At 45.0% G+C, this 13,842-nt stretch carries 11 protein-coding genes; all 11 read right to left on the bottom strand.

All coding sequences use genetic code 11. The features are described 5' to 3' along the window. Positions 1 to 97: 97 nt before the first annotated feature. The 11 genes from nuoN to nuoC are packed head-to-tail and all read right to left on the bottom strand — an operon-like array spanning position 98 to position 13,827. Entirely contained in the window at positions 98 to 1,594 is a 1,497-nt protein-coding gene (gene nuoN / locus ACSC9N_RS03870) for an NADH-quinone oxidoreductase subunit NuoN (RefSeq protein ID WP_005400347.1), read from the bottom strand. Between the two features lie 3 nt (positions 1,595 to 1,597). Next, the gene (gene nuoM / locus ACSC9N_RS03865) at positions 1,598 to 3,205 is read right to left on the bottom strand and encodes an NADH-quinone oxidoreductase subunit M (RefSeq protein ID WP_029575093.1); all 1,608 of its coding nucleotides are present in this window, start codon (positions 3,203 to 3,205) and stop codon (positions 1,598 to 1,600) included. 7 nt (positions 3,206 to 3,212) lie between these two features. Then, complete coding sequence (nuoL, locus tag ACSC9N_RS03860) at positions 3,213 to 5,102, bottom strand: NADH-quinone oxidoreductase subunit L (RefSeq protein WP_010327355.1); 1,890 nt, start codon at positions 5,100 to 5,102, stop codon at positions 3,213 to 3,215. Continuing rightward, a complete protein-coding gene (nuoK, locus tag ACSC9N_RS03855) occupies positions 5,099 to 5,407 on the bottom strand; it encodes an NADH-quinone oxidoreductase subunit NuoK (RefSeq protein ID WP_004695395.1) in 309 nt (102 codons plus the stop codon). The genes nuoL and nuoK overlap by 4 nt, the downstream gene beginning before the upstream one ends. Beyond that, entirely contained in the window at positions 5,407 to 5,925 is a 519-nt protein-coding gene (gene nuoJ / locus ACSC9N_RS03850; RefSeq protein ID WP_171056751.1) for an NADH-quinone oxidoreductase subunit J, read from the bottom strand. The genes nuoK and nuoJ overlap by 1 nt, the downstream gene beginning before the upstream one ends. Then, entirely contained in the window at positions 5,925 to 6,467 is a 543-nt protein-coding gene (nuoI, locus tag ACSC9N_RS03845; protein ID WP_004651038.1) for an NADH-quinone oxidoreductase subunit NuoI, read from the bottom strand. Before nuoI ends, nuoJ begins: the two co-directional genes overlap by 1 nt. A 16-nt stretch (positions 6,468 to 6,483) precedes the next feature. Further along, positions 6,484 to 7,491, bottom strand: a complete 1,008-nt coding sequence (gene nuoH / locus ACSC9N_RS03840) for an NADH-quinone oxidoreductase subunit NuoH (protein WP_004695391.1) — start codon at positions 7,489 to 7,491, stop codon at positions 6,484 to 6,486. 3 nt (positions 7,492 to 7,494) lie between these two features. Next, positions 7,495 to 10,176, bottom strand: coding sequence for an NADH-quinone oxidoreductase subunit NuoG (gene nuoG / locus ACSC9N_RS03835; protein WP_010327356.1), 2,682 nt, complete (start codon positions 10,174 to 10,176; stop codon positions 7,495 to 7,497). An 11-nt stretch (positions 10,177 to 10,187) separates the two neighbouring features. Further along, a complete protein-coding gene (gene nuoF, locus ACSC9N_RS03830) occupies positions 10,188 to 11,519 on the bottom strand; it encodes an NADH-quinone oxidoreductase subunit NuoF (RefSeq protein WP_005400342.1) in 1,332 nt (443 codons plus the stop codon). Beyond that, the gene (nuoE, locus tag ACSC9N_RS03825; RefSeq protein WP_004982912.1) at positions 11,516 to 12,025 is read right to left on the bottom strand and encodes an NADH-quinone oxidoreductase subunit NuoE; all 510 of its coding nucleotides are present in this window, start codon (positions 12,023 to 12,025) and stop codon (positions 11,516 to 11,518) included. The genes nuoF and nuoE overlap by 4 nt, the downstream gene beginning before the upstream one ends. Before the next feature lie 14 nt (positions 12,026 to 12,039). Next, positions 12,040 to 13,827 carry an NADH-quinone oxidoreductase subunit C/D gene (gene nuoC, locus ACSC9N_RS03820; protein WP_010327357.1) on the bottom strand — a complete coding sequence of 596 codons (1,788 nt, stop codon included), beginning with the start codon at positions 13,825 to 13,827 and terminating at the stop codon, positions 12,040 to 12,042. Positions 13,828 to 13,842: the final 15 nt, after the last annotated feature.

Genomic DNA, 13,842 nt, shown 5'->3' with positions numbered 1-13,842 from the left:
AAATTCCTTACATTATAAAGCTTTTTATCGTGCGATAAAAACAAAAAAGCCCCCAATTGATGGAGGCTTTTTTGTTAAAACGAAACGTTTTTAAAAATTAGTGCTGTTGAGAAAGCATAAAGTGGATTGGAGATAGAATCTCTGACTGAAGTGCTAACTTGATAATTGGATCTGGATAGATACCAATCACAAGCACTGCTGCTGCAGCTAAAAGCACCATAATACCACCCACTTTTTGGCCCCAATGATCCACAGCGTCTACACGAGGTGCATCTGGTGGTGTCATGTACATAACAACCATCACACGGAGGTAGTAGTACAGACCAATACCAGAACCAACGATGATCATCGCAGCAAGGAACCAATGTTGAGTCGTTACTGCAGCCATGACCACAAGGAACTTACCAATGAAGCCCGCTGTCAAAGGAATACCCGCAAGCGATAGCATCATCACGGTTAACACCGCTGTCAACACTGGACGACGCCAGAATAAACCACGGTAGTCCGCTAGACTTTCTGCTTCGTCTACGTTGTTGTATGGGCTAGACATCAATGCAACCGCACCGAACGCACCAATCGTGGTTAACACATAAGTGATCACATAGACCGATACGTTACCAAGGCTTGCATAAGTCATGCTGATTAAACCAATCAACAAGTAACCAAAGTGCGCAATTGAAGAGTATGCCAAGATACGTTTCAAATTCACTTGTTTCACTGCAAGGAAGTTACCCACCAAGATCGATAACACCGCAATCACGGTTAAGATCGTCACGATTGAGTCAACAAGGATCGCACCTGAAGTAAGGATGTAACGTACAAACAGACCAATCGTTGCTACTTTTGCAGCTGTAGCAAGGAAAGTTGCGATCGGTGTTGGTGCACCTGCATAAACGTCTGGTGTCCATTTGTGGAATGGCGCTAAAGACAGTTTGAATGCCACAGCAAAAACGATCAGGCCTAAACCTAAAAGTACCATTGGCTGTTGGATATTTTGCATTAACGCTTGAACATTGTCATAGAACGACATTGATCCTGTGTACGCGTAAATATAAGCCATACCCATCAACAACATTGCTGAAGCTGTTGCTGAAAGCACCAAGTACTTCACCCCCGCTTCTAAAGACTTAGAACGTTGGTGTGTATAGGCCAATAAGCCATATACAGGAATCGACATCAACTCAAGGCTAATGAAGAACGATGCATAGTGAGAGCTTGCCACCATTAACATTGCACCAGTCACTGATGACAACATTAAGATATACAGTTCTTCACGGTTATCTTTATAGCTTTCAATATAGGCATGCGACAGAGTACAGCACGCCAAAGCAGCAATTAGAATAATTACTTGGTACAGCAAGGTGAACGCATCCACCATGAACATACCCATCACGTTCGCAGGTTTAAAAGCACCACCGAACATTGTGAATAGTACATATGCTGCTGCAAGGTTTAAGCCCACCACTGATGCTGTTGCAATTAAGTTATGGTTACGCTTAATTGCAGTAAGAATCATCACGACAATCGTTGTTAAAGCAACGATCATCACAGGAGCTAAAGGCATAAGCTCAGAAAATGACATTGTGAAGTTCATGACTTATTGCATCTCCACATTTTCGAGTTGAACAGTTGCTTGACTCGCAACGTCAACTACTTCTTGTACAGGAATGTAGCTGTTCGCTAACCACGCCATGCTTGAATTTGAAATATCAAGGAAGCTTTGTGGGTACAAACCAAGCCATAACAGACCGAAAGCACAGATTAACAAGATCACTACTTCACGTGCATTTAAGTCTTTCAATGGGTTGTTGTAGTGCTGCTGTTGTTCTTCGTTTGGCGTACCAAACAACGCTTTGTGGATCAGAATCAAGCCATAAAGACCTGCAAATACTAAGCTTACTGCTGCAAGAATAGTAAACACTGGGAATTTTGCATAAGAACCCATCAGGATCAGGAACTCACCAATGAAGTTACCTAGACCCGGAATACCTACAAGCGCCGCCACGAAGAACATGAGGAAGAATGCAAGATATGGGAACTGACCACGCATACCGCCCATCAAACGCATATCGCGCGTATGAACACGCTCGTACACTTGACCACACATAATGAACAATGCAGCAGATGATAGGCCATGTGCCAACATCATGATCATCAAACCTTGGAAGGTTAAGATGTTACCTGCGTAAATCGCAAGTAAAACAAAGCCCATGTGTGAAATTGACGTATACGCAAGTAAACGTTTCATATCGGTTTGCTGGAAAGCACACCAAGCACCGTAGAAGATACCGATTAAACCGAAAATGATCGCGATGTCTGCAAACTGTGCAGAAGCCGCTGGGAAGAATGGAATCACAAAACGTAGTAAACCATATGCAGCGGTCTTAATTAAGATACCTGCAAGGTCAACCGAACCTGCTGTAGGTGCTTGTGCATGCGCATCTGGTAACCAACCGTGTAATGGGAAAACTGGAAGTTTTACCGCAAAACCGACAAATAAACACAGCATGAATGCATAAGCAACGGTAGGTAATTCTTTGTCTAAAGTGTTGGCTACAGCTAATAAGTAGTTGTAATCAAAACCGATCATACCTGTCATCATGTAACCATAAACCACTAGGCCTAGGATACCGATCAACATAATAAGACCAGCGACTTGCGTATAGATAAAGAATTTGGTTGCAGCGTAAACACGTGATTTACCTTCTGCCCCTTTATGACCCCAAAGCGCGATCAAGAAGTAGATAGGTACAAGCATCATCTCCCAGAAGAAGAAGAACAAGAACATGTCAATCGCTAAGAATACACCGATCACACCACCCAAAGACCATAAAAGGTTTAAGTGGAAGAAACCAACATTCTTTTGAATTTCACCCCAAGAACAGCCGACAGCCAACACACCTAAAAGTGCCGTTAAGCCCACCATTAATAGAGATAGGCCATCCACCGCTAAATGGATGTTAATGCCTAAAGTTTGAATCCATGGCAACATGAATTCAGCAGACCACGATGGCACTTTCGCGCCAAGTTCGTAGTTAAATGTACCTGTTTGCCACAGCGCAAATGTTAAGCCCAAAGTAATGAGCATACCAATCAGCGCAATATAACGCGGCAGTTTGTCGTCGAGTTTGTCGACTAACCAACAAATAAAACCTGCAATGAACGGAACTAAGATCAGCGCGGGTAGAATCCAGTTGTTTGTGATTTCCATCTTATTTCCCCACGATCTGAGTTACGATCAAGACCATTAGTAATACAAAGATACCTAATGCCATGCTTGATGCGTAATCACGCAATGAACCCGTTTGACGTGAACTTGTGAAGCTATGACCACCTTTTACAAGTGCAGGCAAGACTAACCACAAACGATCAATTGGATCACGACCTAAAATCTTCGCAATAAGCAAATATGGTTTCACAAAAACGATGTCATAAAGCGCATCGAAGCCTAGTGCATTACGGCAAATGTTTGCAAGACCTGCACCCAATGACGTTTTAGCAAAGCCTTTCACTGCGCTATAAGCAAACGCAAACAAGACCACACCAATCACTAAACCAACCAATGCAATACCCACAGCAGTATATTCTGCGCTGTGCATACCATGTTCTAAAGCTTCAGGAATCACAAATGCTGGAATTTTTGCTGCATTTAAAATGCTTTCCACTGGTGCTTTAAGTGCCGCACCGACGAAAGTTGAAAGTACAGCAAGAATCGCCAAAGGACCCCAGAAAGTAATGCCTTTAATCGCATGATACGGTGTATTTTCTTTACCAAAGAACACAACCCAAATGAGACGGAATGTGTAAATCGACGTTAAGAATGCACCTGCTACACCCGCCCAGTACAATGAGTTATACACTGCGATTGATTCGCCTTGTACCCAAACTGCACCCAAGATCGCATCTTTCGAGAAGAAGCCCACGGTAATGAATGGAATCGCGGCCAATGCACCGCCACCAATGGCGAAACAAGCAAATAGGAATTTGTTCTTGTAGAACAAACCGCCCATCTTGAAGATGTTTTGTTCGTGGTGGTAAGCTAAAATCACGGCACCTGAAGACAAGAACAATAATGCCTTGAAGAATGCGTGAGTTAACATGTGGAACAAGCCTGCTTGGTAAGCTTCAGCACCCACTGCCATAAACATATAACCCAGCTGACTCATCGTTGAGTAAGCCAAAATACGTTTGATGTCGGTTTGAACCAATGCAGCAAAACCAGCCACTAACAACGTTACCGCACCTGTGATTGAGATAAACATCATCACTTCAGGTGCCATTTCAAACACGGTGTACATACGGCAGCACAGGTAAACACCTGCGGTTACCATCGTTGCAGCGTGGATCAATGCAGATACAGGTGTAGGACCTGCCATTGCATCGGCCAACCATGTTTGTAATGGGATCTGTGCAGATTTACCTGCTGCACCCAAGAACAACATCAGTGCTGTCCAAATGGTTAAAGATGAACTTTGTGTCATCACTGTTGGTGCAGCTGCAACCACTTCTGCAATGTTTAAAGTACCGAACTGTTGGTAAATTAAGAACAAAGCGATCAGTAAGAAAACATCACCAACACGTGTTACGGTAAATGCTTTAATTGCCGCAAAACCATTTGCAGGGTTTTGGTAGTAGTAACCAATCAGCAAGTAAGAGCATAGACCTACGCCTTCCCAACCTAAGAACAATAACGCTAAGTTATCGCCCAATACGAGCAGCAACATGCTAGCAACGAACAGGTTGAAATAAGAGAAGAAACGCGCGAAGTCTTCTTCACCACGCATATACCATGATGCAAAGATGTGAATAAGGAAACCGACACCCGTCACCATACCCATCATGAGCAGTGATAAACCGTCAAGATGTAAGCTAATGCCTGGGCTTAGATTGCCTACATTGAACCATGTCCAAAGATGTTGAACATAGGTCACTTTGCCGTTATTAACAAAGTCTAGACCAGCGATCAAAGCAACCAATGCAGAAAGGCCAACCGCCCCCACACCAATAATGGCAGCGACATTTTCAGGAAGTTTGTTACGACCTGCCGCTAAAAGGACAAAACCAATGAGCGGGAATAATACTGTTAAATATAAAAAACTCATCCGCGCATCTCACTAGCAGCATCCACATCCAAGTGATGGAAGCGATGGTAGAACTGAAGGACGATCGCAAGACCAATACAAGCCTCTGCCGCAGCAAGCGTTAAGATCAGAATAAACATGATTTGTCCGTCTGGTTGTACCCATGCACTACCAGCCAAAACAAACGCAAGCGCAGCTGCGTTCATCATGATTTCAAGGCTCATTAACATAAATAATAGATTGCGTCGCACCATCACACCGTAAAAACCCAGTGCAAAAAGAATGGTTGCAACAATCAAACCATGTTCTAAAGGGATGTTGCCCATTATTGTTTGTCCTCTTCTGCACCTGGTTCACGTTTGCCAAGATGGAATGCTGCAACCAACGCAGCAAGCAATAACATGGCAGCAACTTCAACCAATAATAAATAGTGAGTAAAGAGTGCTTGGCCAACGACTTTTGGACCCACAACTTCAGTACCCATAACAGGGCCAGCAGCTGTGTAGTCAGAGCCGAGCATCCACACCAACACCAAGCCCATTAAGAAGCTCATGAGTGCTGGATATGCCCAAGCAGACGATGTTAACCATTTACGTTCTTGTTCAACGGTGTGTTGACCAAGGTTTAACATCATCACTACGAATACGAATAACACCATGATCGCGCCTGCATAGACGATGATCTCAAGCGCGCCAGCAAATGGCGCACCTACGATCATAAACATGCCTGCAACCGCAAGAAGTGACACGATCAAGCTTAATAAAGCGTGTACAGGATTCGCGTTGGTCACAACACGAATCGTCGAAACGATGGCCACAAGTGCCATCAAATAAAATGGCCACATCATGGTAATAAGCTCCGTACATCAACTGGTGCGCTTTCACGCTGCGCTTGACCTTTGTCTTTTCCAGTTACAGCCATACCTGTTACACGGTAGAAGTTGTAATCTGGGTATTTACCAGGACCTGAAATGAGTAAATTTTCTTTCTCATATACCAAGTCTTGACGAACGTATTCACCCAACTCGAAATCTGGAGTCATTTGAATTGCAGTCGTCGGACATGCTTCTTCACACATACCGCAGAAAATACAACGTGAGAAGTTGATACGGAAAAACTCCGGATACCAACGACCATCTTCTTTTTCTGCTTTTTGTAGTGAAATACAGCCAACAGGACATGCAACTGCACATAAGTTACACGCAACACAACGTTCTTCACCATCTGGGTCACGTGTTAACACGATACGACCACGGAAACGTGGTGGAACAATTTGTTCGGCTGGCACTTCTGGGTAAAGAATGGTGTCACGTTTACGTGTCACGTGTGAGAAAACCATCCACAGTGAACGTACGATTGACCCGAACCCAGCTAGAATTTTATACATTTTATTCTCCCTGCCCTTACCACAGAATCACTGCGCCAGTAACTAATAAGTTAACTAACGCTAATGGTAAGCAAATCTTCCAACCAAAGTTCATCACTTGGTCATAACGCGGACGCATAAGTGAACCACGAGCCAAGACAAACATCATCACAAAGAATGCTGTTTTGATAATGAACCAGAATACTGGTGGAATGAACGGAATATCGATGTTAAATGGCGCTAACCAACCACCGAAGAATAGCGTGACGATCAATGCAGAGATCAGAACTACGTTGACATATTCTGCAACGAAGAACATCCCCCATTTCATACCGCCGTACTCGACGTGGTAACCTTCCGCCAATTCTTGTTCTGCTTCTGGTTGGTCAAATGGGTGACGGTGAGTTACCGCAACACCTGCAACCACGAAGATTAAGAAACCTAAGAACTGTGGGATGACAAACCATACATCTTTTTGTGCTTCTACAATTTCACGCATGTTGAATGAGCCTGCAATTGCAACCACACCCATCAATGAAATACCCAAGAACACTTCATACGAAATGGTTTGAGCTGCAGAGCGTAGACCACCAAGCAATGCATATTTGTTGTTTGATGACCAACCACCAAACAATACCGCATAGACTGCAATACCTGCCATTGCCATAAAGAACAATAGACCGATGCTCATGTCTGCAACACCTAAGTATGGTGATACAGGAATAACCATGAACGACATCACCGCTGTTGCCATGGCAACAGCAGGAGCTAAACGGAAAGTCAATTTGTCAGCAAACTTTGGTGTCCAGTCTTCTTTGAACATGATTTTCAACATGTCGGCAACGATCTGGAACATCCCCCCAGGACCTACACGGTTCGGACCATAACGGTCTTGCCATAAGCCCAGTAAACGACGCTCAATAAAAGACATCAACGCAGCGATGAGTACTACAACGAGTAAAATCACAATCGCTTGAATGACTGAGTAGGCAATTGGCCAGTTCTCAGCCCAAAGCGGCGTTTGACGGATTAATTCTTGTTGCATGAATTACGCTCCTACCGCGACTGATACAGGCTCAGCAAGTGAAACCGTAGGTGCAAGACCAACTGGATAACCAATATAACCTGTAGGTAAATAATCAATCACTTGAACTGGAAGTACGATCGAAGTCTCACCTGCTTTCACAGTGATTTTTTGACCATCTTGAACATTCAAACGAGTTGCATCTTGCTCACCCACTGCAAAGACCGCTTCAGGAATACGCGATTCCATAGCAGGTGTTTTCACAGTAAATTCACCAGAAGCAAAAATGTGATGCATCGGCACTAAACGGAAGCTTTCAGGGTTTGCAACGATAACTGCTGGAGCAACGAAAGTACGTGCTGGGCGCTTCGCTAAACGATCGAATAAACGCACACCCGAATCACCACCTTTTAAGTGACCACCCACGTTATCTTGGAATTTATTCCAAGCTTGCGGTGAGTTCCAACCTGCTGACCATGCAAATGGTACCAGTGGAGACGGAGTCTGGTTCCCGACATAACCTTCCATAGAGAATGTTAATGCCGAGTCGATATCTGTCGGTTGTTTCGGTTCATGCACGTTCAATGGTGCACGCATAGAGGTACGACCAGAGTAACGACGCGGTTCACGCGCAACTTTCAAACCATGGACACGGAAGCCCGCATCTGGAGCCACATCTTGAATCGCAGCAAGTGCAGGTACGTTTTTCGCAACTGACTCAATCACATCATCAAGCAAGGTCCAAGAAATCGCTTTGCCCTTCACGCCGGTTTCAATGGCATGTAACCAGCGCCAAGATTCTTTGATCGCCAGTTCAGGTTTGTAGTAGCTAGGGTCATACACTTGGTAGAACCGTTGTGCACGGCCTTCTTGAGAGACAACCGTACCATCACCTTCAGCAAATGACGCAGCAGAAAGTACGATATCCGCTTTCTTCACAGTTTCAGTTTCAGAGTGATCTAGAACAATCACGTCTTTACCAGAAAGTGCTGCTTCAACTTGTACCGCTGGCAAACGACGGAATAGATCATTTTCAACGATCACAACCGTGTCATAATCTTGTGCAAATGCTTGCTCTAAGCTTTGTCCACCGAAGATTGCTAAGCCCATAGAGTTCACTTCAGGAACCGTCAAGCTTAAGCCAGCATTTCCACCAAGGTTTTGCGCAACTTGTGCAGCAGCTTCCATGATTGATGCGTCTTGTAAACTTGTACCTGAAATGATCAGTGGTTTCTTCGCCGCTTTCAATGTATCTGCAATGTTCTGAGCAAATGCTTTCGCATCATCCGCTAGACCAAGAATTGCATCACCTTTTACTGCTGCAGCAACGGCAAAACCTAAACGAGCGATATCGTTTGGAGAAGCAACCACTTCACCTGCTGCAACATCAGCTAAGCGTGTTTGCGTTGCAGCGAGGATGAAAATCGGTGATTTCGCATCTTGAGCAATACGTTGTAGCGGCTCTGCTAACCAGTCTTGAGTACGACGTTCCGCAGCCATTTCTTTGGCTTTGTTTTTCGCCGCTTGACGAACAGACAACGCCATACGTGGCGCAGTTTGCGTTAAGTCTTCACCCAAAATAAGCACAGCATCATAGCTTTCGATTTCACGCATACCCGGGTTATATACACCTTCGGTTTGCATAATCGATGCAGCCAATTCAACCAAGTTTTGCTCTTTTTGAGACAGCCCCGTTGAATAGTTCTCTTGACCAACTAATTCGCGAAGCGCGAAGTTCGACTCAAGTGATGCACGTGGAGAACCAATACCCAAAACTTTTTTGCCTTGGATATTTGCAATAACGGTATCTAATGCCTGATCTACAGAAACTGTAGTTGCTTCAGCACCATCACGGAACTGCGGTTGACGTGGACGATCTGCACGGTTCACATAACCTGTACCAAAACGACCTTTATCACAAAGGAAGTATTGGTTCACTTCACCGTTGAAACGGTTTTCGACACGACGAAGTTCGCCATAACGCTCACCCGGAGAAATGTTACAACCCGAAGAACAGCCTTGGCATACGCTTGGCGCATACTGCATGTCCCACTTACGGTTATAGCGTTCTGAGTGAGTTTTGTCGGTGAATACACCTGTCGGACATACTTCAGTCAAGTTACCCGAGAATTCAGACTCTAAAGTGCCTGACTCAGGGCGACCAAAGTAAACACGTGACGCGCTTGCGTACACACCAAAGTCAGTACCACCCGCATAGTCGTTGTAGTAACGAACACAACGGTAACATGCGATACAACGGTTCATTTCGTGTGAAATGAATGAGCCCAGCTCTTGGTTGTAGTGTGTACGTTTAGTGAAACGGTAACGACGACGGTCGTGTTGAGTCATCACGGTCATATCTTGTAAATGACAGTGCCCACCTTCTTCACAGACTGGACAGTCGTGTGGGTGATTCGTCATCAAGAACTCAACAATTGACGCACGGAAGTCTTTCGCTTCTTTGTCTTCAATCGAGATGTAGGTATTGTCAGATGCAGGTGTCATACATGACATGACTAAACGGCCACGCGTATCTTCAGGATTCGCGTATTGAGTCACGGCACATTGACGGCAAGAACCGACAGAACCTAAGGATGGATGCCAACAAAAGTACGGGATATCAATACCCAAAGACAAACATGCTTGCAGCAAGTTCTCTGAGCCATTGACTTCGTACGATTTGCCATCGACATGAATTGTAGCCATAGTCGAATTCCTTAAGCTTGTTCTACGTTGCTAGTTTGCGCAGCAGCATTCACTACTTTTGCTTCAAACTCGCCACGGAAATATTTGAGTGCACCCATCAACGGTTCCATTGCACCTGGAGCATGCGCACAGAAAGTCTTACCAATCCAAAGCTTACGAGTAAGTTCTTGTAAGTGATCGATATCTTCTTTCTTACCTGTGCCATCTTCCAATGCTTTCAGTGCTTTCACCGCCCACGGTAAACCATCACGACAAGGCGTACAGAAACCACATGACTCACGTGCAAAGAATTCTTCTAAGTTACGAGTCGCTGAAACCATACATTGCGTTTCATCAACCACCATCAGCAAACACGTACCTAAACGTGAACCTGCTTTCATGATGCTCTCAGCATCCATCGGTAGATCAATGTGTTCAGCAGCCAAGAAGTCTGTAGACGCACCACCCGGTAACCATGCTTTAAGCTTCAAGCCATCACGCATACCGCCCGCATAGTCTTCAATGACTTCACGCGCAGTTGTACCAAATGGAAGCTCCCAAAGACCTGGGAATTTCACCTTGCCAGATGCACCATAGATTTTTGTGCCTGGATCTTTCGACTTACCCGCAGATAAACCGATATACCACTCAGGGCCACGCAACATGATTGCTGGTAAGTTGTTGTAGGTCTCTACATTGTTAACAATCGTAGGACGACCCCAAGCACCTGCAACTTGTGGGAATGGCGGTTTCGTACGTGGGTTTGCACGGCGACCTTCAAGCGAGTTAATCAATGCAGTTTCTTCACCACAGATATAACGACCCGCACCCGTGTGCACATGCAACTCGAAGTTCCAGCCAGTTCCAAGGATGTTTTCGCCCAAGTAACCTTTGGCACGAACTTGCTCAAGCGCTTCATTTAAGTAAGCAGCTGCTTCAATGTACTCGCCACGAATGAAGATATAACCATGGGTTGCTTCTAACGTATACGCTGCAATCAACATCCCTTCGATCAATTGGTGAGGAAGTTTTTCCATCAACAAACGGTCTTTAAAGGTCCCTGGTTCCATCTCATCGGCATTACAAATCAGGTAACGTGGACCTGAGTTGTCATTTGGCGCCATCAAAGACCATTTGATCCCTGCTGGGAAGCCTGCACCACCACGACCTTTTACGGTCGCAGCTTTAATCACTTCAAGCACATCTTTCGGCGGCATGGTGATTGCTTTTTTCAGACCCGCGTAACCTTCAAGCGCTTCGTAATCATCGGCATTACGAACGTGCTCTTGTTTACTCAAACGCCAAGTTAATGGATGCGTTTCTGGGTTACCTTCGCCATAAATTGGTTTTGGTTCGGTATTCATACATACTTCTCCAATAACTGTTTCACTGAAGAAACTTCAACCAAACCGTGAGTGTCTTCATTCACCATCAAGGTTGGGCCTTTGTCACAGTTACCTAAGCAGCAAATCGGCAGCAAAGTAAAACGACCATCAGCAGTCGTTTGACCAAACTGAATGCCTAGCTCGCGCTGAAAAGCTTCTGCTAAAGTTTCCGCACCCATCAAGAAACACGCAATCGAGTCACAAAGTAAAATGACGTTACGACCCACGGGTTGACGGTAAATACGGTTATAGAAAGTTGCAACACCTTCCAAATCAGCAACACTGATTGTCAATAACTGAGCAATGGCGTTTAGCTGCGCGTCATCTACCCAGCCATTACGGCGTTGTACACACTTCAAAGCATCCAAAGATGCTGCACGTGGGTACGGGTAGTGACCAATGTGATGTTCAATTTCGTGGATTTCGTCCGCAGTCAAAATCCCTTCAACATTCACGCGTGGCTTTTTATCAGTCAAAATCATCATAATGCGTTTACCCCTTAGCGATCCACGTCAGCCATAACGACGTCAATTGTCGCTAAATAAATGATCAAGTCAGATACCAGACTGCCATTAATCACAGAAGGCATTTGCTGTAAATGCGTGAAAGTCGGTGTACGAATACGGGTACGATAACTCATCGTTGACTTGTCTGAAGTCAAGTAGTAGTTCGACGCACCTTTGACCACTTCCGCCATTACAGATGCTTCACCTGCAGGCATTACAGGACCCCAAGATACGCTTAAGAAGTGCGTAATCAAGGTTTCAATATCTTGTAAAGTCTTGTCTTTTGGTGGTGGAACAGCCAATGGATGGTCTGCTTTGTATGCACCAGAAGGCATGTTGTCTAAACATTGCTTCACGATTTTGAGTGATTCTTCAATTTCACGGAAGTGAACAAGAACACGCGCATACGCATCGCCTTCGTACTCAAGTGGCACATCGAAGTCGTAGTTTTCATAGCCACTGTATGGGCGATATTTACGAACGTCGAAGTCAATACCTGTTGCACGTAGACCAGTACCAGTTACACCCCAAGCCAACGCAGATTTCGCGTCATATTGAGCCACGTTACGCGTACGACCTACAAATACAGAGTTTTTCAGCGCCGCTGTGTAGTATTCATTCATACGCTTCGGCATCCAATCTAGGATTTCACGTATCAGATGCTGCCAGTTGTTTGGTAAGTCATGCGCTGTACCACCGATACGGAACCATGCTGGATGCATACGGTAACCGGTGATTGCTTCAATCGCATCATAGATTTTTTGACGATCCGCAAACATGTAGAAGACTGGCGTCATACCGCCGGCATCTTGAATCGCAGTACCGATATACAATAAGTGGTTATTGATACGGAACAATTCAGACATCATGACACGGATACATTGCGCGCGGTCAGGTACAGTAATACCCGCCATTTGCTCCACACCCATCACATAAGGCATGTTTTGCGCACAACCACCTAAGTAGTCCACACGGTCGGTATAAGGAATGAATGAATGCCAAGTTTGACGTTCAGCCATCTTTTCCACACCACGGTGGTGATAACCGATATCAGGCACACAGTCTTTCACTTCTTCACCATCCAACTGCAAAATGACACGGAAAGCACCGTGCGCAGATGGGTGGTTCGGACCTAAGTTCAAGAACATGAAGTCTTCGTCGTCATTACCGCGCTTCATACCCCAATCTTCAGGTACGAAACGAAGGTGTTCCTGTTCGTAATCCTGCTTCGCTTGGTTCTGCATATACGGTGTATATTCAGTGGCACGTGCAGAGTATTCTTTACGAAGTGGGTGACCTTCCCAATAGGTTGGCAACAAAATACGACGGAGCATTGGATGCCCTTCGAAATTGATCCCGAACATATCGTAAGCTTCACGCTCGTACCAGTTGGCATTTGGCCAAATATTGGTTGCAGTTGGAAGATTTACATCATTTTCACTCAATGCAACTTTGATACGAATATCACTATTACGCTCAAGCGATAATAAGTGATAGAACACAGTAAAGTCAGACGCAGGCAAACCGTCGCGGTGTGTACGTAAACGTTCATCTACCGCAGACAAGTCAAACAACATCACGTATGGACGTGACACTGTACGCAAGAACATTAAAACTTCTTGTACGCGCGCGCGCTCAACCCAGACTGTTGGAAAGTCTTCAAAAGTCGTTTGCACATAGAAGTTCTCGCCAAATTTGGTTTTGAGCTCTTCTACAATTGCAAATGCTGGGCGTGAATCAACTTGCGCTGACTCTGGCATAGCGTTTTCAGTTTCAGCCATTGGCTTGGCTTCCTA

It is taken from the genome of Acinetobacter sp. PC34 (genome assembly GCF_051789135.1).
Lineage (GTDB): Bacteria > Pseudomonadota > Gammaproteobacteria > Pseudomonadales > Moraxellaceae > Acinetobacter > Acinetobacter johnsonii.
The sequence above is the reverse complement of the archived record's forward strand: the minus strand, read 5'-3'. Positions and strand labels throughout refer to the sequence as shown.

Excerpts from the sequence above, each read along its gene's own strand:
- nuoN (WP_005400347.1), bottom strand. The coding sequence starts at position 1,594 with ATGAACTTCACAATGTCATTTTCTGAGCTTATGCCTTTAGCTCCTGTG.
- nuoL (WP_010327355.1), bottom strand. The coding sequence starts at position 5,102 with ATGAGTTTTTTATATTTAACAGTATTATTCCCGCTCATTGGTTTTGTC.
- nuoK (WP_004695395.1), bottom strand. The coding sequence starts at position 5,407 with ATGGGCAACATCCCTTTAGAACATGGTTTGATTGTTGCAACCATTCTT.
- nuoJ (WP_171056751.1), bottom strand. The coding sequence starts at position 5,925 with ATGTGGCCATTTTATTTGATGGCACTTGTGGCCATCGTTTCGACGATT.
- nuoI (WP_004651038.1), bottom strand. The coding sequence starts at position 6,467 with ATGTATAAAATTCTAGCTGGGTTCGGGTCAATCGTACGTTCACTGTGG.
- nuoH (WP_004695391.1), bottom strand. The coding sequence starts at position 7,491 with ATGCAACAAGAATTAATCCGTCAAACGCCGCTTTGGGCTGAGAACTGG.
- nuoG (WP_010327356.1), bottom strand. The coding sequence starts at position 10,176 with ATGGCTACAATTCATGTCGATGGCAAATCGTACGAAGTCAATGGCTCA.
- nuoF (WP_005400342.1), bottom strand. The coding sequence starts at position 11,519 with ATGAATACCGAACCAAAACCAATTTATGGCGAAGGTAACCCAGAAACG.
- nuoE (WP_004982912.1), bottom strand. The coding sequence starts at position 12,025 with ATGATGATTTTGACTGATAAAAAGCCACGCGTGAATGTTGAAGGGATT.
- nuoC (WP_010327357.1), bottom strand. The coding sequence starts at position 13,827 with ATGGCTGAAACTGAAAACGCTATGCCAGAGTCAGCGCAAGTTGATTCA.